Origin of the sequence: Fictibacillus sp. NRS-1165 (genome assembly GCF_050468105.1) — a bacterium.
GTDB lineage: Bacteria > Bacillota > Bacilli > Bacillales > Fictibacillaceae > Fictibacillus_C > Fictibacillus_C terrinigri.
Genome location: NZ_JBDPNU010000025.1, coordinates 180,231 through 199,458, shown reverse-complemented (window position 1 = coordinate 199,458; position 19,228 = coordinate 180,231). Strand labels below are relative to the sequence as shown.

The window sequence follows — 19,228 nt, the reverse complement described above, 5'->3', positions numbered from 1 at the left end:
TGCATAAACACAAAAAAGCTCCATTCCCCGTTTGGAATGAAGCTTTGTGGCCGTATTGACTTACGCTCGAGAAACGTAGTCGCCTGAACGTGTGTCGATGATTAATTTGTCGCCTTGGTTGATGAAGAAAGGAACTTGTACAATCAAGCCTGTTTCCAGGGTAGCAGGTTTGGACCCGCCTGAAGCAGTATCTCCCTTAATTCCGGGTTCTGTTTCAGTAACTTCCAATTCTACCGTGTTCGGAAGTTCCACTCCAATCGTTTCTCCTTGGTACGTCATGATTTGCACTACCATGTTCTCAAGAAGGAATTTCAATTCATGCTCAAGCTGAGCAGAAGTCAGCTCAGTTTGTTCATAGGTCTCGTTGTCCATGAATGTGTGTGTATCCCCAGAAGCGTAAAGGTATTGCATTCTTCTGTTCTCAATATGAGCTTTCGCTACTTTTTCACCGCCGCGGAATGTTTTTTCCTGAATGCTCCCTGTACGGAGATTGCGAAGCTTCGAACGAACGAAAGCCGCTCCTTTACCCGGTTTTACGTGCTGAAACTCCATCACTTGCCAGATTCCCCCGTCTACCTCAATGGTTAATCCTGTTCTAAAATCATTAACTGAAATCATCGTTTTTCCTCCTGATACTAACCTAAAATAAGCAGTTCTTTTGTGGAATGAGTAAGAGATTCATTCCCCTGTTCGGTAATAAGGGCATCATCTTCAATCCTTACTCCGCCTAAACCGGAAACATAGATTCCCGGTTCCACCGTTACCATCATCCCCGGCTCAAGAATGGTGTCTGAATGGACAGCAAGACTAGGCCCTTCGTGAACGTCAAGGCCAATGCCATGGCCCGTCGAATGCCCAAAATATTCACCGTAGCCTTGTTCGGCAATGTAATCCCTTGTTAAGGCATCTGCCTGTTTTCCAGTCATTCCCGGTTTTATTCCCTGCATTCCCCGTGCCTGTGCTTGATAAACCGTTTCATAAATCTTCCGCAGCTCTGAAGAAATTTCACCTACAGCAACTGTTCGCGTGATATCCGAGCAATAGCCTTTATAGTATGCTCCAAAATCAAGGGTTACCAGTTCCCCTTCACTGATTTTCTTCTCAGAAGCTACTCCATGGGGAAGTGCAGAACGATAGCCAGATGCGACAATTATATCGAACGAAGAAGATGCTGCCCCATTCTTCCTCATGAAAAATTCAAGTTCATTGGAGACTTCAAGCTCCGTCCGGCCTGGCCTTATGTAAGAAGTAATGTGGGAGAAGGCTGCATCGGCAATTTGTGCGGCTTCCTTTAATATCTTAATCTCTGAATTATCCTTAATCAAGCGTAACTTTTCAATAAGGCCGGAAATTGGCACAAGCTCTGTATCCTGGCTGCTTGTATACTTCTCGTATGTCCGATATTGTGAGAAGCTGAGATAATCCTGCTCAAAGCCGGCTTTCTTGATCCCCATTTCCGCTGCAGCTTGTACGGCTTTTTCCTGAATCGCTGAGGTATGCCTGATAATCTCAAAGTCTTTCGCCTGTGCTGCTGCCTGATCCACATACCTGAAATCCGTTATGAGCTTCGCTTCTTTTTCAGAGATCACAAGCACACCAGAACTTCCAGTGAACCCGCTGAGATATCGTCTGTTCTTCCCGGATGTTACAATGATCCCATCGATATGATGCTTTTGTAACTCCGCTCTTAATTTCTCTAATCTTGACATGCCTTTTCCTCCCCTAATGACAAATTTCAGCTGATCTCATGCAGCAGCGCTAACACCGCAAGTTCATACCCTTTGAATCCAAGTCCAGCGATCTGTCCTGCTGCAACAGGTGCAATGACGGAATGATGACGAAATTCCTCTCTTGCATGAATGTTTGAAATATGTACTTCGATAACCGGGATATTCACACTTGCAATGGCATCCCTAATCGCATAACTATAATGTGTAAAGGCCCCTGCGTTCAGGACAATCCCGGAATATTCTTTCTCTGCTTCATGAATCCAATCCAATATGGCTCCCTCATGATTGGATTGTCTGCATTCAACCTTTACGTTTTTGCTTTCACCGAAATGAATGAGTTGTTTTTCCAGAGCGGCGAGCGTATCATTCCCATAGATGGTAGGTTCCCTGGTACCGAGACGATTCAGATTCGGGCCGTTGATGACCAGTATTTTATCCATGATTTGGTCCCCTTAAAAAATAGAATGTTCCATGAACATTCTATCATACCGTCATTTTTTTGAATAGTTAGGTATTTTCCCGGCTTTGTGCTGATTGCAGCTCCTGAAACTCAAACGATATCGAGTATCCTACGAATACACCATACAAAATATACAAGCACAGTGTTGTGGCAATCGTATTCCTTCCTAATTGACTGATTGGCTCTAAACCCGGAAAGATGGGATGAAGCAAGTAAAATACTATGACCCAGAGAAGGATACCAAAGGTCAGGCCACCCACCATACTTTTAACTCTTGATAGCAGATAGCGGTAGCAAATAGCAACCAGGATGGAAATTAGAGAAATGGCGATCACGCCGATGAGCTGGCCAAGCCATTGGGATTTCCACTTTCCTAGCGCCCATGGTGCCAGAATGAGTGCCGGTCCAATTTTGGACAAATTGAGGTAGTAAGCAAAATAACCGACAATCCCCCAGAACAGTCCTCCAAAAAACCCTACACTCACCACCCTGGCCATAAAGGACATCGCCTCATCCCGTTTGTTCTTGTCCTGTTTAAAATCATTCATTGGAAAACACCTCCATAGTTACAGTATGTCCCGTTTTCTTCCTCCACTTTCAATAAGTTGTGTTCTATTAATATTCCGTGTTAAAAATGTATAAAATGGGAAAAATGAAGATAACGCACGATTGCCTAGAGGTTTATAGCGTTTTCCTGTAGAATTAAGCTAATAAACATAAAGGGTTGAGGTGTAGAAATGACAGAAAACAAAAAACCGGCATACGGCGGCCAGGCAGTCGTCGAAGGGGTGATGTTTGCCGGCAAGCACACATATGTTACCGCCATCCGCAGGAATGATGACAGTATTGAGTACTTTGAATTGCTTAAACGCTACAACCCCTGGCTGAACAGAATTAAAAAGATACCTTTTCTGCGGGGGATCGCAGCGATACTTGAGGCCAGTTCAAACGGAACCAAACATTTGAACTTCTCTACTGAACGGTATAACATCCCTCCGGGAGAGGAAATAAAAAAGGATGAACCTTCCTCATCCAAAGCAATGTTCGTTTTCAGTCTGGCGGTAATCGGAATCATCTCTTTCTTGTTTGCAAAATTCGTTTTCACTCTTGTTCCTGTTTTTCTTGCAGAAGCATTCCGGCCTTGGGTGGAAAGCCATATCGGCCAAAACCTGCTGGAGGGATTCTTTAAGTTTCTCTTTCTCTTATCGTACATTTACTTTGTTTCTTTAACTCCAACCATAAAGAGAGTTTTCCAATACCACGGAGCGGAACACAAAGTGATCAATGCCTACGAGAACGGTTTTGAACTTACCGTTGATAATGTTAAGAAACAATCACGGCTTCACTACCGCTGCGGAAGCAGTTTTATCCTGTTTACAGTAGTAGTAGGAGTCTTTATCTATCTGTTCGTTCCATCTGATCCCCTATGGCAGAGAGTCGTTTACAGGCTCGTACTGATTCCCGTAGTCCTCGGTATTTCTTTTGAAGTTTTGCAGATTACGAACAAACTAAGGAACGTCCCTGTTCTAAAATATCTCGGGTTTCCGGGTTTATGGCTTCAGCTTCTCACCACGAAAGAACCTGACCGTGAACAGACTGAAGTGGCCATCCTTTCATTTAACGAGATGCTCCGGCGGGATGCCGAGCATGAAAAAAGAAAACTTGAAAACAGTACAAAAATCGTTTAAACCTTCAAGGAGGTGAACCTGTTGCATCGCAAATCATTTCATCCAGTCATTTGGGTCATTATCGTGTTGGCAGTAATTGGACTTGGGTCACAATTAATCTTTTCACCTCAAAAGTTAATCACGCAGTTGCTCATGGTCGGGGTGATTGTCGCTCTCTTTTACTTTATTTTTCAGCGGTTTCGTCCCGGTGAGAACGGAAAATACAAAAAAGCGGTAAAGCAGTCCAAACGAAAGTATAGCCAGTCTGCTGCACCGATTAAAAAGAGCCTGACTTCAAACAAACCAGCTCCCTTCAAAAAGCGAAAAAAAGAACATCACCTCACTGTGATTGAAGGAAAAAAGAATAAGAAAAAAAATCGAGCTTCTTTTTAAGCTCGATTTTTATATGGAGTCCATATTTTCTTGCCTGCTACCCACCGGTTCAAGAACTCGGTCCCCTGCAGATAACCGAAGTCCATCATTGCGTTTTTTGTTTCTTCCGGAAGCTCAAAATCCACGACGGAAATTTCCTTGATCGGGATAAATATGATGTCCCTGGCATCATATTTGGAAATATGCCGATTATCGTGTGCTTCCATCATCGTTTGAAACAGCGCTTTAAAAAGATTAAAGGCATTGTTCACTTTATGTGCTGGAATATTTCCGTACGATGAGCTTAACTGAAAGCCAAGGACCGGCCGCTCTGATGTCCGGTCTTTTCGCTGAAACAGCCAGATCGGAAAATTGCTCAATACCCCTCCATCCACAATATAGCTTTTTTGCCCAAGACGGTTATAAAGTGTGATGGGGTAAAAAAAATAGGGAATACTGCAGCTCATTCTCACTGCCCTGGCAACGGGAAACTTCTCTTTCAGCAGCCCATATTCCTGAAGGTCGTCTGGCAGAACGACCAGCCGGCTCCTCGTAATATCAGAAGCTATGATTTTAAGGGAATCGTCCGGCAGGTCAGCAAAAGTCTCGATCCCTTTTGCCTTTAAGAGCTCCTTCACCCACCTTTCCAGGGCTTCTCCTTTATACAGGCCTAACTTCCAGTAAACCTTCAGCCAATTCATAAAAGGAACCGGCAGCCACGATTTTTTTTCATCGAGAAACTGTTTCAGTTCCACGTTATGAATCAGATCTTTCAGTTCAGCGGAAGTATATCCTGCTGCTACGAGAGAAGCGACGAGCGCCCCGGCACTCGTCCCGGCTACGCGTTTGAATTGAAGGCCCCTCTCTTCTGCTGCCTGTATGGCTCCTATCAAAGATATGCCTTTTATGCCTCCGCCTGAGAAAACCCCATCCACCATCATCATGAATTCCCCCCTTTATTATCCTAATCAAGAGGGGAAGTACAATATTCAACCAAAATAAAAACAATCATAACCGCGGTTATGATTGTTCCTGATTTTTTTGCTGTATCTCTTTCAAGGCCTCAACTCTTTGCGGATCTTCCTCAAAATATTGCAGGAGATCCCCGATCCTGTCGATGGCATTCCAGCTTAAATGATGCTCGATCCCTTCTACGTCGTCAAAGATTTTTTCCTGGTCAACACCGATGACTTTTAAAAAACCTTCCAACAGTTCGTGCCGGTAAACGAGGCGTTTGCCTAATTTTTTCCCGTTTGGCGTCAATACGAATCCGCGATACTTTTCATAGACGAGGTATTTTCCTTTATCCAGCTTTTGTATCATTTTTGTAACTGAGGAGGGATGTACTTCCAGACTTTCAGCAAGATCAGAAACCCTGGCGTATCCTTTTTCTTCAATTAACGCATAGATTCGTTCAATATAATCTTCCATGCTGGGCGTTGGGGGCATGCTGTTCCCTCCGATTCATTCTTTCACTGCTCTGTTTAAAATATTACTATACAAAAGAAAGGGTGACAAGGCAGTATCAATTCTGTGCTTTCTTTCTAGCTGTTTTGGTTAATATGGATCATGCTCAGGACACCGCAAAAAAAGCCCAAACGCAATACGCTTGGGCTTTATGGCAGATGGATCACTTATAGTCCGCACTTTAATTGTGTGTTGCAGTTCGTGCACGTGTTGCAGCCGCCGATTTCCTTTACTTTTCCTTTTCGGCAGACTGGGCACGTGTTGCCAACCTCATTCCCGACAGTTACGTCTGTTGAGCGAAGATCGGTAATCGTATCTACAAGTACTACTTTACTTTTTTCTTCTTCCCCAAGGTTCATTTCTGTTTGTTCAAATGATTCCTCAGCTTTCAGCGTTAAGACTTGAGCGTCACGGCTTCCGTCCACGTATACGGTCCCGCCTTTTGCTCCGCCTTTGTATAACCGCTCATACACTTTTTTCACCTGATCGACAGAATAGCCCTTCGGTGCGTTCACCGTTTTACTGATGGAGCTGTCTACCCATTTCTGGATTACACATTGCGTGTCCGCATGCGCTTCAGGTGACAGTTCCATAGCGGAAACAAAGAACTCAGGCAGGTTGTTTTCGTCTGCTCCTGGATTTCGGTCCAAATATTCTTTGACGATATCCGCCTTTACTTCGATGAATTTGCCCAGCCTTCCGCTTCTGAAGTACGAGAAAGAGAAGTAAGGTTCTAAACCTGTGGAGACTCCAACCATTGTCCCTGTGCTTCCAGTTGGTGCAACCGTTAATAAGTGAGAGTTTCTGATGCCGTACTTTAAGATGCCTTGACGAATATCTTCCGGCAGTTTTTTCATATAACCGGTCTTGATGAAGTTTTCACGAAGCTGTTTCGTTTCTGCTTCCGTCTTGCCGACGAGGAATGGGAAGCTTCCTTTTTCTTTGGCCAACTCGATGGATGTACGGTAAGCAGTCGTCGCGATCGTTTCAAAGATCTTATCTACCATGCGGTTTCCTTCTTCGGAACCATAGATGGTTTCACAGTAGATAAGAAGGTCATGAAGACCCATGACACCTAGTCCGACACGGCGTTCCCCTAGCGCCTGAACACGGTTTGGTTCAAGGAAGTAAGGTGTCGCATCGATTACGTTGTCTTGCATTCTAACTCCGACTTCTACTGTGCGCTCCAATTTCTCAAAATCAATCGTCTTGTTCTCTTTGTCTGCCATGTTGCCGAGGTTAACGGCAGCGAGGTTACAGACAGAATATGGAGCAAGAGGCTGTTCTCCGCACGGATTGGTAGCAACAACCTTCTGGCCGTATGCTACAGCATTCGTCATATCGTTGGCATTATCAATAAAGAAGATTCCGGGTTCAGCTGAATAGGTTGCGCAAATGTTAATGAGGTTCCAAAGCTCTCTCGCTTTAATTCTTTTATAAACCCGGATGCTGTAGCCCTTTTCTTCCCAGACTCTTACGTCACCAGCTTCATGCCATTCTTCATTGTAGGCTCTCATTTCTTCCGGTGTGTAATTTTCAACGTTAGGAAAGCGAAGAGCGTATTCCTCATCGTTTTCTACAGCTTCCATAAATTCTTTTGTAATCGTTACAGAAATATTGGCACCTGTAAGGAATTCAGGGTTATGGACGCTATAGGTTCCGCCGTCACGCAGCATGCGCTCGGCTTCACGGTGTACATCGGCGTCAAATCCGCCCGTACCCGGAATCTCTTTATAGCGAAGAATTCCTTCATACATGGCTTTCTCTGTCGGCGTCAGCGGTGTAAATTTCAGCTTGTCCTGAGCAACCTGCTTAATCTTTTCGTCCTCTGTATTTTCGATGAGGTAACGAAGGATCCTCGGATTTTGCATTTTTGAAATGATGAAATCGATAATGTCAGGGTGCCAGTCCGCCAGCATGATCATCTGGGCACCTCTGCGAGAGCCGCCTTGTTCGACCAAATGGGTCAGCTTCGCAATGTCATCGAGCCAGGATACCGAACCGGAGGACTTTCCGTTCACTCCGCGCGCCAATGCGTTCTTCGGTCTTAAGGTCGAACCGTTCGTTCCTACACCGCCGCCTCGGCTCATGATCTCCATGACCTGTTTGCGGTGGTCGGAGATTCCTTCACGTGAGTCCTTCACATACGGCATGACGTAGCAGTTGAAGTACGTGACGTCCGTTTCCGCTCCTGCACCGTACAGCACACGTCCTGCCGGGATAAAGTTTATATCTGAAAGTTCTTTGTAGAACTTCTCGAACGAATCCTTGCGCTTCTCCTCGGTCATCTCCACGCTTGCAAGCCCCGTTGCATTCCGTTTGGCAATCTGCTCATAATAAACCTCAAGCGGCTTGTCCATCACATCAAGGGAACGGTTGATGATCCCCGTTTCTGCTTCCTCTGGCTTCTCGAGCACCGCCTTAAATTCGTCTTCTACCCGGACACGCGCCGTTTTCGCATCCCAGTCAATGCTGACGATGTATCCGAGTCCTCTGGCCGGGAACTTCGGATCTTCTTTTACCGTTAATACAACGAAATCTCCTTCTTTTAACGTCTTCCTTTCCGTGTCTTTAAAACTGTATCTGTCCAGCATAACTAACCGTGATACACCTTTATGTGTCGTTTTCATGTCGCTTGTTACTGGATGTACTTGAGGAAATTGCTCAATATCCTTATTCAGCATCTCAATGTTAATTCCTGAAGGGTCATGTACTGCTACTCCCATCATTCTCCTCCTTATGGTTAAATCCAAACTTTTTCTATATGTTGTATGTAGTTAAGTTACCACTATACTATATATAGGTAAACCTGTTGTCAAAACATTTATCTTGTCAAACAAGAAAAACCAAGCTTTTTTAAGAAAAACATAGCAATTGATGATTTTCCTGCTTCAAATCCCCTCAATTCTATCCATTTAACGATTGAAAAAAAAACCAAACAGAGAAGCCTTGAGATATCAAGCTTTACCGGATTCCGGTCTAATAAAGCAAAAAAATTTTTCTGCCTTGACATAAGCAGAAAATAAAAACCGAGACAACAAAATCTTGCCCCGATTTTCCCCTTATCGTCTAAATGTCCACTCTTTGCTCCTATATCTTGATTCTGCGATCTGTTCTACTTCCTTCTCCTGCTCACCGGTTAGAGTATAGGGCTTGAGATCGAGCTGTAATCCTTCCTCAAACCCTGCACGGAAAGCTTTCTTCGCTTCTTCTTGTGTGACCGGTGTTTCCCTGAGCTGGTTCATCGCTACTGCTTTATTTTTAAATGCCTTCTGCATCCTCGCACGGACACGCTCACTGGAGTATACAAACAGATCAAAAAGCTTGTCTTCATCAAGATCCAGCAGGATGGAACCATGCTGCAGAATAACCCCTTTTTGGCGGGTTTGTGCACTGCCGGCTACCTTCCTGCCCTCTACTACAAGCTCATACCAGGAGGGCGCATCAAAACAGACGGCGGAGCGGGGATTTTTAAGCCCTGCTTTTTCTTCTTCAGTTCTTGGAATGGCAAAATAGGCGTCTAAACCAAGGTTCCTGAATCCTTGCAGAATTCCTTCGGATATCACCCTATACGCTTCTGTCACCGACTTAGGCATATTCGGATGCTCTTCGGTAACAATCACACTGTATGTAAGCTCTTGATCATGGAGGACTCCACGGCCACCTGTCGGACGGCGCACAAATCCAAGGCCATACTTTTCTACCGCCTCAAGATTGATCTCCTTTTCGGCCTTCTGAAAATAGCCGATGGACAACGTAGCCGGATTCCAGCCGTAAAACCGGATAACCGGCGGAATTTTCCCTTCACTATGCCACGTCAGCAATGCTTCATCCAATGCCATATTATAGGCAGGATCACAATTTCCAGAATCAATAAATAACCATTTTTCTCTCTCCATATAACTATCTCCTTTTTCATACCCTATTAGTTTATCAAAACTATCACTCCTGTCAAAACATCAACTACTGCCAATTTTTTTATATTATTCTTTTGATTATGAAGGGCGGTGAAGATATAATTAGAGGAGATAGAAAAAAGGAGTGCAAATGAAATGGAATGGATTATTGTTGTTGCCATTTTGGCAGCGGTTCTCGTGTATCTCGTTGTGACCGCGCTGTATCAAAAGAAATATTTAAAAACGCTGAGCGAAGAGGAGTTCAGAGCTGGTTACCGCAAGGCACAGCTGATTGATGTCCGTGAACCGGAGGAATTTAAAAAAGGCCACATCCTTGGTGCAAGGAACATTCCGCTTACTCAAATGAAACAGAGAAAAATTGAAATCCGTCAGGACAAGCCGGTCTATTTATACTGTGAGAGCGGCATGCGCAGTGCCAGAGCCGCACAGTTCCTGCGTAAAAATAAATATACTGACCTTTCACATTTGAGAGGCGGATTTAAAAAATGGACAGGCAAAGTCAAATCATCCTAAAAAAGGTTCGGGATCAATCTCCCGAACCTTTTTCTTTTCTATTCTACTTTACTACATAACGTAAAACTGGTTTACGAGCGGCCATCGCTTCATCCAGCCTTTTGACAACGGTAGAATGCGGGGCCTCCTGAACCACTTCAGGAGATTTTTCCGCTTCCTGAGCGATTTGAATCATCGCATCGATGAATTCATCAAGGGTCTCTTTTGACTCTGTCTCCGTCGGTTCGATCATGATTGCCTCCTCCACACTGAGAGGGAAATAGATCGTCGGCGGATGATAACCGAAATCCAGCAGACGTTTTGCCATATCAAGTGTACGTACCCCAAGCTTCTTCTGTCTTCTGCCAGACAATACAAACTCGTGTTTACAATGCTGGGTGAATGGCAGATCGAAATGCGGCTCAAGCCTTCTCATTAAGTAGTTCGCGTTAAGCACGGCGTACTCTGATACCTTTTTAAGCCCTTGTGGGCCCATCGTTCGGATATACGTATAGGCACGCACGTTGATGCCAAAGTTTCCGTAATACGGTTTGACTCGGCCGATGGATTGTGGACGATCGTATTCAAACGTGAATCCTTCGCCCTTTTTCTTTAAAACAGGCTTCGGAAGGAACGGAATTAAATCCTTCTTTACTCCAACCGGACCGGATCCAGGTCCGCCCCCGCCGTGAGGTCCTGTAAAAGTTTTATGAAGATTTAAATGGACAACATCAAAGCCCATGTCCCCTGGACGAGTATAGCCCATAATGGCATTCATATTGGCACCGTCATAGTAGAGCTTTCCGCCAGCTTCATGGACGATCGCTGCCATCTCAAGGATATGCTCTTCAAAAAGACCGAGTGTATTCGGGTTCGTCAGCATAAGAGCCGCTGTATCTTCGCCAACGACACGGCGAAGATCATCGAGATCAACGAGTCCGCGCTCATCCGATTTAACAGTGATCGAATCAAATCCAGCAACGGTTGCTGATGCCGGGTTCGTTCCATGAGCTGAATCAGGAACGATTACTTTCGTACGGTGCCTGTCGCCGTTTGCTTCATGGTAGGCACGGATCATCATCAATCCTGTCCACTCCCCATGAGCACCAGCTGCCGGCTGAAGGGTAACCTCATCCATTCCTGTAATTTCAGCAAGAGAAGTCTGCAGGTTATAAAGCATTTCCATGGCACCTTGCACCGTTTCTTCGTCCTGAAGGGGATGCATCTGTGCAAATCCGGGAAAGCGTGCCACGTCTTCATTAATTTTTGGATTGTACTTCATCGTACAGGATCCAAGAGGATAGAATCCGGAATCTACACCATGGTTGCGTTTGGAAAGAGCTGTATAGTGGCGCATGATCTGCAGTTCGGATACTTCTGGAAGCCCAGCTGGCTCTTCACGGATATAATCGGAAGGAATGAGGCTGTCCAGGCTTACTTCAGGGACATCAAGACCGGAAAGGCTGTATCCGACTCTGCCCTCTTTCGATAGTTCAAAAATAAGTGCTGTATCATGATTGTTCATTATAGACCCTCCAATACCGTTGCCAGTTTGTCAATCTCAGCTTTTGTGCGCAATTCGGTAACTGCAATGAGCATATGATTTTTCAGTTCAGGATAATCCCGGCCAAGATCATATCCGCCGATCATACCGTTTTCCAGCAATTTTTTATTGATCTCTTTGACCGGTCCGTTTAGCTTTACGACAAACTCATTAAAGAAAGGGGCTTCATATGCGATCTTGAGTCCTTTTTCAGCAAGCACATTTTTCGCATAATGTGCTTTTTGGATGTTTTGAACTGCGATCTCTTTCATTCCCTGTTTACCGAGGGCGGTCATCGCAACGGAAGCTGCCAGCGCGTTCAATGCCTGGTTTGAACAGATGTTGGAGGTCGCTTTATCACGGCGGATATGCTGCTCACGCGCCTGCAGCGTCAACACAAAACCTCTTTTGCCGTTTTCATCGACCGTCTGTCCGACGAGACGGCCGGGAACTTTTCTCATCAGCTTTTGTGTGACAGCAAAATATCCGCAGTGAGGTCCACCGAACCCTTGTGGAATGCCGAAAACCTGTGCATCTCCCACAACGATGTCAACTCCAAATTTACCAGGAGGCGTCAGCACACCTAAAGAAAGCGGATTGCTGGAAACAACAAACATCGCTTTTTGATTGTGTACGATTTCTTCGATTTCTTTCAATGATTCTACCTGGCCAAAAAAGTTAGGATATTGTACGAGTACACAGGCGGTCTCTCCGTCTACTGCTGTTTTCAGCTCGTCAAGATCGGTAAGACCGTCCTTTGTGCCTACTTCAACGACTTGAAGAAACTGTCCGTTGGCATACGTTTGAAGAACCGCACGCGATTCTGGATGTACGCTTTTGGATACGATGATCTTTTTGCGTTTCGTTTGTCCTGCGGATAACAATGCCGCTTCCGCCAGGGCTGTTCCCCCATCGTACATGGATGAATTGGCTACATCCATGCCTGTAAGTTCACAGATCATCGTCTGAAATTCGAAGATCGCCTGCAGTTCTCCCTGAGAGATCTCAGGCTGGTACGGAGTATAAGCAGTATAGAACTCTGATCTGAGTGTGACATGGTTTACAATGGACGGTGTGTAATGATCATAAACACCAGCACCTAAAAAGCTTGCAAAGTCTTTCGTATTTCTGTTCTTTTGCGCAAGACTTGACATGTATGTGACAAGTTCCGGCTCAGGAAGGGCTTCTTCAATTTGAAGATCTCCTTTAAATCGAACCTTTTCTGGAATATCTTTGAACAGTTCTTCTGTCGATCCGATACCGACAGCTTCCATCATTTCTTTTTTATCTTGCTCTGTCATCGGCAGATAACGAAACGTCATATGAATATCCTCCCCAGTGGCTAATTAGCCGCGTTTATAGAACGGCGACTTAACGATGACCGCCTTTAATCGTTTTTGTCTCACTTGTACTTCCACTTCGGTTCCCAGCTCAGTAAACTCGCTTTTTATGAGAGCCAGACCGAGGTTTTTTTTCAGTGTCGGTGATTGAGTTCCTGTTGTGACTTCACCAATGAGGTCCCCATCTTTAAAAACTTCATAAAGAGACCGGGGAATACCTTTGTCGATCATCTCGATGCCTACCAATTTTCGGGGTGCACCTTCTTCTTTCTGCTGTTTAAGGACTTCCTTGCCAATAAAATCTGCTTCTTTATCTGTTTTAACAGCGAAACCGATTCCAGCTTCAATCGGAGTGATGTCCTTTGACAGTTCCTGGCCATACAGCGCAAGCTTTGCTTCAAACCTCAGCGTATCTCTCGCACCTAAACCGCATGGAAGGATCCCTTCTTCCTCACCCGCTTCAAGGATGACATCCCATAATTTTACCGCAGCTTCAGGACGGCAGTATATTTCAAATCCGTCTTCTCCTGTGTAGCCTGTGCGGGACACGAGTGCTTTCATGCCCTGCAAGTCCACATCGTTTTTAAATTTAAAAAAGCCAATGGAGGACAGATCGGTATCGGTCAGCTTCTGAAGAATCTTTTCTGCAGCTGGCCCCTGTAAAGCGAGCTGTGAAGTAGAATCAGAGATATTGGTCAGCTCAACGCCTTCCGTTAGATGGGACTGAAGCCAGTTGAAATCTTTTTCAATATTGGAGGCGTTGACGACGAGCAGGTAATGCCGATGATTATGCTTATACACGAGCAGGTCGTCAACAGTGCCCCCGTTTTCATAGCACATTACGGTATACTGTGCACCGCCGTCTTTCAGCTTTGAGATGTCGTTGGTGAGCATGTATTGCAAAAATCCTCCTGCCCCTTCACCTTTTACCTCAAATTCACCCATGTGCGATACATCAAAGAGTCCTGCTTTCGTCCGGACAGCGTCATGCTCTTCCCCGATACGGGAAAACTGGACAGGAAGCTCCCATCCGCCAAAGTCAATGACTTTGCCGCCATGGCCCTTGTAAACGTCAAAAAGTGGTGTTCGTTTTAAGTCCCCCATTACTCTTCCTCCTTTTAATCCATCATTGGTAATATTCAAAAAATTCCAAGTAAAAATCACACAAGTTGATCCGCTGAACAGGATATACACAAAAAAGGACAGAGAAATACCTTTGCCAGGTATCCCTCTGTCCTTTAACCAGTAAGTTTCTCAGGGGCTAGCCCCTTCGTTTCTTCGTTGGTGGCCGCGTGACCGCGGACGCTCTCCAGAGACGCGTCAAACAAGAGTCTTTTTGCCTGAGAGTTTCGCTCCTGCTTGCTCCTTCGGCGCTACCGAAATAGTCTCTCCTCTTGCTTTCATTCGCAAGTATGCAATTTTATTCCATCGTCCATACTAGATATATGTTTTTACCTTGGAAACACATTATTATCCTATCATTATTTTAGTTTAAAAAGCAACGGCATTTTGTGAATCAGGTGGGCTATCCGTACAGAGAAAGGAAAGCGATAGATGAACCTCAATATTATCTTTAACCGGGACTGGCATGAAGAATTTGCGAAAAGAATGGAAGATGACGGACCATGGACAAAATGGGAATTATATAATCTTGCGCTAGAAGCGGAGAAGAACCTGTCCATCCCAGAATTTCTCGGCCTTCAGGCGCCGGATCATCTCCCTCAGCTGACGTTCCTTCCCCATCAGCTTGAGGTCGCAAAAACGGTAATTGAAAAAATGAACGGAAAAGCCATTCTTGCTGATGAAGTCGGTCTCGGAAAGACGATTGAAGCCGGCTTGATCCTTAAAGAATATATGATACGGGGACTCGCTAAAAAGGTGCTCATTCTCGTGCCTGCATCCCTCGTGCTTCAATGGACCGGCGAGCTCAATCAAAAATTCTTCATTCCCGCAGTCGCTCAGAAAAAATCCTATGTGTGGGAACAGTGTGATGTCGTCGTCTCATCTATTGATACGGCAAAAAGGCAGCCGCACAGGGACATCGTACTCAATCAGGATTACGACATCATCGTTATCGATGAAGCACATAAACTTAAAAACAAAAATACAAAAAACTACGAATTTGTACAGCATCTAAAGAAAAAGTTCTGTCTGCTGCTGACAGCCACACCTGTACAGAACCGGGTGGAAGAAATCTTTAACCTTGTCAGCCTATTGAAACCGGGCCATCTTGGCAATCAGGAGAATTTTGATAAAGACTTCCGCAACGATAGACATTCACTAAAAAACGAAGAGAAGCTAAAACAGCTGGTCAATAAAGTGATGGTACGGAACCGCAGGGAAGATACTGGCTTAAAATGGCCGAAACGCCTGGTCAAAACGATTCCTATCACACTATCTGAGAGTGAGAGAGACTTGTACAATAGCATCTCGGATCTTAAAGATTTGCCTGCTTTCAATCGAAGCAAGTTCTCGATCCTGACATTGCAAAGAGAGGTATGCAGCTCAAGGGAGGCTTGTTTTCTTACATTAAAGAACATGCTTCAGAAAGACGCGGGCAACATCGCCACTGAGCATACCATTCTTCCATTGATGAAAAAGATTGAGAACGTTACACAAAATTCAAAAGCACAGCAGACGCTCGAGCTCATTCAATCCATTAATGGCAAGGTGATTATTTTTACAGAGTACAGAGCGACACAGCTTTATTTGCAATGGTTCCTTCAGCAGCACGGCATCTCCTCAGTCCCTTTTCGGGGAGGCTTTAAGCGAAGCAAGAAAGACTACATGACCTACTTGTTCAAAAACCATGCACAAGTTCTCATCGCGACTGAAGCCGGAGGTGAAGGAATCAACCTGCAGTTTTGCCAGCACATCATCAACTACGACCTTCCCTGGAATCCAATGCGAATTGAACAGCGGATTGGGCGTATTCACCGGATTGGGCAAAAGGGAGACGTTCATATCTATAATTTCGCTACACAGGGCACCATTGAAGAGCGGATCTTGAACCTTCTGTATAATAAGATCAATCTATTTGAAAGTGTCATTGGGGAATTGGATGAGATTCTTGCAAAATTCGAGCTGAAGAACATCGAATCCTATATATCAGACATTATGCTGAACTCTGAGAGCGAAGGAGAAATAAAAGTAAAAATGGACAATCTTGCCGCTCTTATTAATCTGGATGGGGGCATCAAAAAGAAAGGTTGGGAAGAACATGCAGCAGCACGAGATTCATCGCTTTCTTGAGCGCTATTTCGAATCGAACGACTGTGTCATCGAACAAAAAAATCATAGCTATATGAAAATCCAGCTCACTGTTGAGCTGGATAAACTGCTGATGAACCGGCCCTTTTACTGGCACTATCTGGAGAAAACAGGCGGAACACCAAATCCGATGGCTCTTACCCTCGTGACCGGCCAGCAGCATCCACCCGAGGGAAACGGGGAGTTTATTCACTTCGGTTCACCGAGACTGCATCAGATTTTTGCATCCACCAAGAAACTTGGTTCATTCATCCGGATGTACGAAGCCATCCGCCAGGACCCCGGGAAAAATATCCCCTTAAATCCATGGCTCTGCGTAAATTTAAAAACCTCTTATCAATGTGACCGTAAAAAGGATATTATTTCTTCTTACGGCATCCATCTGATTACAGGAAGGATCGTAAGCAATTTTCATGATCAGCTTCGCGGACTCCCTCTTACTCGTAAAATCCCGGATTTCTGCTACACACTGTCTGCCTTCATCCGTCCGATGAGCGGTTTAAAACGAATCGAAGCGATCGTTGAGCAGCAAATCACCGAGGATGACCATAGCTGGGCGGAGGATGCGGAAAATCGGTGGCGTGAAGACGAAGAATTACTGGATCGGTTTTATGAGGATGAAATCGAAAAGCCGGAATATTACCAGGTTGAAAAAGAGGCACTGCGAACGCAATATGAGCCGAAAATAACCGTAGACATCATAAACGGCGGACTTTTCTATCTGTCTGATTCCTTTCTATCACAAGCATTCAACTAAAAAAGGGGCTTTATCAGCCCCCGATGTATGACATCTCGATTTTTTCCTTCTTGCCCGTGTCGATTCTTCTCTCATCCGAATAACGGTCTGTACGGCTTTCCCAAAGACTTGTGATCATCTGGTCCAGGTCTTTTTTTGTTGCACCTTCCCGCAAAGGTGTCCTAAAATCCACTCCCTTTGAAGCAAAAAGACAAGTGAATATCTTTCCATCAGCAGAGAGCCTTGCCCTCGTACAGGCAGAACAGAACGCATCACTGATCGATGAGATGATGCCAATTTCATTTTCTCCGTCAGCAAACTGGAAGCGGGAAGCAACTTCGCCATAGTAATTTTCACGCACAGGGCGAAGAGGAAGCTCGGTTTGAATGGTTTTAAGGATTTCTTCCTTGGTTACCACTTCCTTCATATTCCAGCCATTTGTCGTGCCCACATCCATAAATTCAATGAATCGCAGAATATATGGGGTCCGTTTAAAGTATCGCGCCATCGGCACAATTTCCTGCTCGTTTACTCCTTTACGGACCATCATGTTTACTTTGATTTTAAGACCGGCTTCATGGGCAGCCTGCATCCCCGCCAAGACGGGTTCCACTCCAGTGCCTCTGCCGTTGATCCTGCCAAAGAGCTCAGAATCCAATGAATCAAGACTTACTGTCACCCGGTCCATCCCAGCTTTCTTCAAATCTTCCGCAACACGGGGAAGAAGCACACCATTCGTCGTCAGTGCCAAATCCTCAAGGCCTTCCAGCTGATTCAAGCGGCCGATCAGTTCAGGAAGGTTCTTCCTCATCAGTGGTTCACCGCCGGTTATCCTTAGCTTCGTTACCCCTAAGGAGACGAAGCGTTCTGCGATCGTTACAATTTCATCAAAGCTCAGCAGCTCCTTTTTATCCAAAAAAGAGTAGTCTTTATCAAATATTTCTTTCGGCATACAGTACGTACAGCGAAAATTGCATTGGTCAGTGACAGAGATCCGCAAATCTTTTAGCGGTCTTTTAAGCTGATCGTAAATCTCCTTTTCCATAGCCATTTTCATCACACTTCTTCTTTAGAATGATAGTTCAACAGTACCATACTTCCAGGCAATTGAAAAATGAAGGTTACTTCCTCCTCCTCCTGAACATCAACCCCAGTGAAAGGGGAACCATGCCAAAAAGCGAAACGAGCACTGGCTGCTTGCGTTCCGCTTTTTGCTGTTTCACTTTTTGTTTTTCCTCAGGAGAACGGCTCATCCTCTTGACGATTGCTTCAATGACAAATTTAAAATAGGCATTCACAGGCCATCACCTTTTTATTTTTTTTCAACAGTCTGTCCTGAATCGGAGAGCTCTAACCTCGCTGCGATTTTTTCAACGATATTCGCAGGATCTTCGCCTGATGTCTCCAGTACCCAATGGCATTCCCTGTAAAATGGGAGCCGGGAATCATACAGCTTCTCCATCTCCCGCTTTTTCTCATGATCAAACAATGGCCGGCTTTCATCCTCTTTTAGTCTTTCAAAGATTGTATCGAGAGGACAGCTTAGAAAAATAACGAATCCGTTTTCCAGCATGTATTTTCTGTTTGGCTCCGAAACAGCCATCCCGCCTCCCGTCGTAATGACCGCATCCTGCTGCGGAAGTTCAGAAAGAATGGAAGCTTCATAGCTTCTGAACACTTCTTCTCCAAGCAATGAAAATATTTCTGCTACTTTTCGACTGTATTTTTCTTCGATGTAGTGATCGGTATCAACGACCGGCAAGTTGAGCCTCTTGCCGAGCAGCGAACCGATCGTGGTTTTCCCGGATCCCATGAATCCTGTTAAATAAATCGGTTTCAACTCGCACCCTCCACCCATTTCGTAATGCTTTTTGTCTCGCTATTATAATATATTACAACGCTTTTTGTCTGATGGTTTCCCAAACTTGCAGATATTTTTATTTCAATGGCACGAGGATCGCCCATGGAAATCGCGCAATCCACAACGCCTTGATCGAAGACAATGCGGGTGGGCGTATCCTTATTTTTTCCAGATTACTGATTGCTTGCCTGCTGGACTTCTCAATCATGGCACCGAGCTGCAGCTGTTGACGCTGTGCGGTGAGGAACTGTTTTTCGCCGAGATAAATGAGAAGCTGATGGGCAGTGAGCATGGAGAAGATCAGACAAAAGACGAGAACCGCCGGGAAAATATATCCCCGGCTATTCATTTAGGATTCACCTGGATTTGTTCT

At 45.0% G+C, this 19,228-nt stretch carries 21 protein-coding genes and 1 riboswitch; of the genes, 5 read left to right on the top strand and 16 right to left on the bottom strand.

Going from position 1 to position 19,228, the window contains the following annotated elements:
• Positions 1 to 60: 60 nt before the first annotated feature.
• The 4 genes from efp to ABHN01_RS11675 all read right to left on the bottom strand — a co-directional run bounded on the left by efp (position 61) and on the right by ABHN01_RS11675 (position 2,738).
• On the bottom strand, positions 61 to 618 hold the full coding sequence (efp, locus tag ABHN01_RS11690) for an elongation factor P (protein WP_429875676.1): 558 nt from the start codon (positions 616 to 618) through the stop codon (positions 61 to 63).
• 17 nt (positions 619 to 635) lie between these two features.
• Complete coding sequence (locus ABHN01_RS11685; RefSeq protein ID WP_429875675.1) at positions 636 to 1,709, bottom strand: M24 family metallopeptidase; 1,074 nt, start codon at positions 1,707 to 1,709, stop codon at positions 636 to 638.
• Positions 1,710 to 1,735: 26 nt separating this feature from the next.
• Complete coding sequence (gene aroQ / locus ABHN01_RS11680; protein WP_290400824.1) at positions 1,736 to 2,170, bottom strand: type II 3-dehydroquinate dehydratase; 435 nt, start codon at positions 2,168 to 2,170, stop codon at positions 1,736 to 1,738.
• 67 nt (positions 2,171 to 2,237) lie between these two features.
• Entirely contained in the window at positions 2,238 to 2,738 is a 501-nt protein-coding gene (locus tag ABHN01_RS11675) for a YqhR family membrane protein (protein WP_429875674.1), read from the bottom strand.
• Positions 2,739 to 2,927: 189 nt separating this feature from the next.
• Here ABHN01_RS11675 and ABHN01_RS11670 point away from each other — a divergent pair, with 189 nt between their 5' ends.
• On the top strand, positions 2,928 to 3,878 hold the full coding sequence (locus ABHN01_RS11670) for a DUF1385 domain-containing protein (RefSeq protein ID WP_429875673.1): 951 nt from the start codon (positions 2,928 to 2,930) through the stop codon (positions 3,876 to 3,878).
• 12 nt (positions 3,879 to 3,890) lie between these two features.
• Positions 3,891 to 4,250, top strand: coding sequence for an SA1362 family protein (locus tag ABHN01_RS11665; RefSeq protein WP_290400827.1), 360 nt, complete (start codon positions 3,891 to 3,893; stop codon positions 4,248 to 4,250).
• On the opposite strand, the gene ABHN01_RS11660 is transcribed toward ABHN01_RS11665, so the two are convergent.
• From ABHN01_RS11660 to ABHN01_RS11645, 4 genes are all read right to left on the bottom strand, one after another.
• Positions 4,247 to 5,173, bottom strand: coding sequence for a patatin-like phospholipase family protein (locus tag ABHN01_RS11660; protein ID WP_429875672.1), 927 nt, complete (start codon positions 5,171 to 5,173; stop codon positions 4,247 to 4,249). The genes ABHN01_RS11665 and ABHN01_RS11660 overlap by 4 nt on opposite strands.
• Positions 5,174 to 5,249: 76 nt before the next feature.
• Entirely contained in the window at positions 5,250 to 5,678 is a 429-nt protein-coding gene (gene mntR, locus ABHN01_RS11655; RefSeq protein WP_091004697.1) for a transcriptional regulator MntR, read from the bottom strand.
• 185 nt (positions 5,679 to 5,863) lie between these two features.
• Positions 5,864 to 8,422 carry a vitamin B12-dependent ribonucleotide reductase gene (locus ABHN01_RS11650; RefSeq protein ID WP_429875671.1) on the bottom strand — a complete coding sequence of 853 codons (2,559 nt, stop codon included), beginning with the start codon at positions 8,420 to 8,422 and terminating at the stop codon, positions 5,864 to 5,866.
• 336 nt (positions 8,423 to 8,758) lie between these two features.
• Positions 8,759 to 9,595 carry a lipoate--protein ligase family protein gene (locus ABHN01_RS11645; protein WP_429875670.1) on the bottom strand — a complete coding sequence of 279 codons (837 nt, stop codon included), beginning with the start codon at positions 9,593 to 9,595 and terminating at the stop codon, positions 8,759 to 8,761.
• Positions 9,596 to 9,748: 153 nt separating this feature from the next.
• On the opposite strand from ABHN01_RS11645, the gene ABHN01_RS11640 reads away from it, so the two are divergent.
• Entirely contained in the window at positions 9,749 to 10,126 is a 378-nt protein-coding gene (locus ABHN01_RS11640; protein WP_290400829.1) for a rhodanese-like domain-containing protein, read from the top strand.
• A 43-nt stretch (positions 10,127 to 10,169) separates the two neighbouring features.
• On the opposite strand, the gene gcvPB is transcribed toward ABHN01_RS11640, so the two are convergent.
• Genes gcvPB through gcvT form a run of 3 tightly spaced genes read right to left on the bottom strand, consistent with a single transcriptional unit; the run spans position 10,170 to position 14,092 of the window.
• Positions 10,170 to 11,630: an aminomethyl-transferring glycine dehydrogenase subunit GcvPB gene (gcvPB, locus tag ABHN01_RS11635; RefSeq protein ID WP_429875669.1), complete on the bottom strand. Its 1,461-nt coding sequence runs from the start codon at positions 11,628 to 11,630 to the stop codon at positions 10,170 to 10,172.
• Positions 11,630 to 12,970 (bottom strand): aminomethyl-transferring glycine dehydrogenase subunit GcvPA, encoded by a 1,341-nt coding sequence (gcvPA, locus tag ABHN01_RS11630; protein WP_429875668.1) that lies wholly within the window; start codon positions 12,968 to 12,970, stop codon positions 11,630 to 11,632. The genes gcvPB and gcvPA overlap by 1 nt, the downstream gene beginning before the upstream one ends.
• A gap of 24 nt (positions 12,971 to 12,994) precedes the next feature.
• Positions 12,995 to 14,092 carry a glycine cleavage system aminomethyltransferase GcvT gene (gene gcvT / locus ABHN01_RS11625; protein WP_429875667.1) on the bottom strand — a complete coding sequence of 366 codons (1,098 nt, stop codon included), beginning with the start codon at positions 14,090 to 14,092 and terminating at the stop codon, positions 12,995 to 12,997.
• A 214-nt stretch (positions 14,093 to 14,306) separates the two neighbouring features.
• Positions 14,307 to 14,392, bottom strand: a riboswitch (glycine riboswitch).
• Positions 14,393 to 14,542: 150 nt separating this feature from the next.
• Here gcvT and ABHN01_RS11620 point away from each other — a divergent pair.
• Both ABHN01_RS11620 and ABHN01_RS11615 read left to right on the top strand, forming a co-directional pair.
• A complete protein-coding gene (locus tag ABHN01_RS11620) occupies positions 14,543 to 16,240 on the top strand; it encodes a DEAD/DEAH box helicase (RefSeq protein ID WP_429875666.1) in 1,698 nt (565 codons plus the stop codon).
• On the top strand, positions 16,209 to 17,015 hold the full coding sequence (locus tag ABHN01_RS11615; RefSeq protein WP_429875665.1) for a YqhG family protein: 807 nt from the start codon (positions 16,209 to 16,211) through the stop codon (positions 17,013 to 17,015). Before ABHN01_RS11620 ends, ABHN01_RS11615 begins: the two co-directional genes overlap by 32 nt.
• 13 nt (positions 17,016 to 17,028) lie before the next feature.
• On the opposite strand, the gene moaA is transcribed toward ABHN01_RS11615, so the two are convergent.
• The 5 genes from moaA to ABHN01_RS11590 all read right to left on the bottom strand — a co-directional run bounded on the left by moaA (position 17,029) and on the right by ABHN01_RS11590 (position 19,204).
• A complete protein-coding gene (gene moaA / locus ABHN01_RS11610; RefSeq protein WP_429875830.1) occupies positions 17,029 to 18,039 on the bottom strand; it encodes a GTP 3',8-cyclase MoaA in 1,011 nt (336 codons plus the stop codon).
• Positions 18,040 to 18,115: 76 nt separating this feature from the next.
• On the bottom strand, positions 18,116 to 18,292 hold the full coding sequence (locus ABHN01_RS11605; RefSeq protein ID WP_429875664.1) for a YqzE family protein: 177 nt from the start codon (positions 18,290 to 18,292) through the stop codon (positions 18,116 to 18,118).
• Positions 18,293 to 18,306: 14 nt separating this feature from the next.
• Positions 18,307 to 18,834, bottom strand: coding sequence for a shikimate kinase (locus tag ABHN01_RS11600; protein ID WP_429875663.1), 528 nt, complete (start codon positions 18,832 to 18,834; stop codon positions 18,307 to 18,309).
• Entirely contained in the window at positions 18,831 to 18,959 is a 129-nt protein-coding gene (comGG, locus tag ABHN01_RS11595; RefSeq protein WP_429875662.1) for a competence type IV pilus minor pilin ComGG, read from the bottom strand. Before comGG ends, ABHN01_RS11600 begins: the two co-directional genes overlap by 4 nt.
• Entirely contained in the window at positions 18,932 to 19,204 is a 273-nt protein-coding gene (locus ABHN01_RS11590) for a hypothetical protein (RefSeq protein WP_429875661.1), read from the bottom strand. The genes comGG and ABHN01_RS11590 overlap by 28 nt, the downstream gene beginning before the upstream one ends.
• Positions 19,205 to 19,228: the final 24 nt, after the last annotated feature.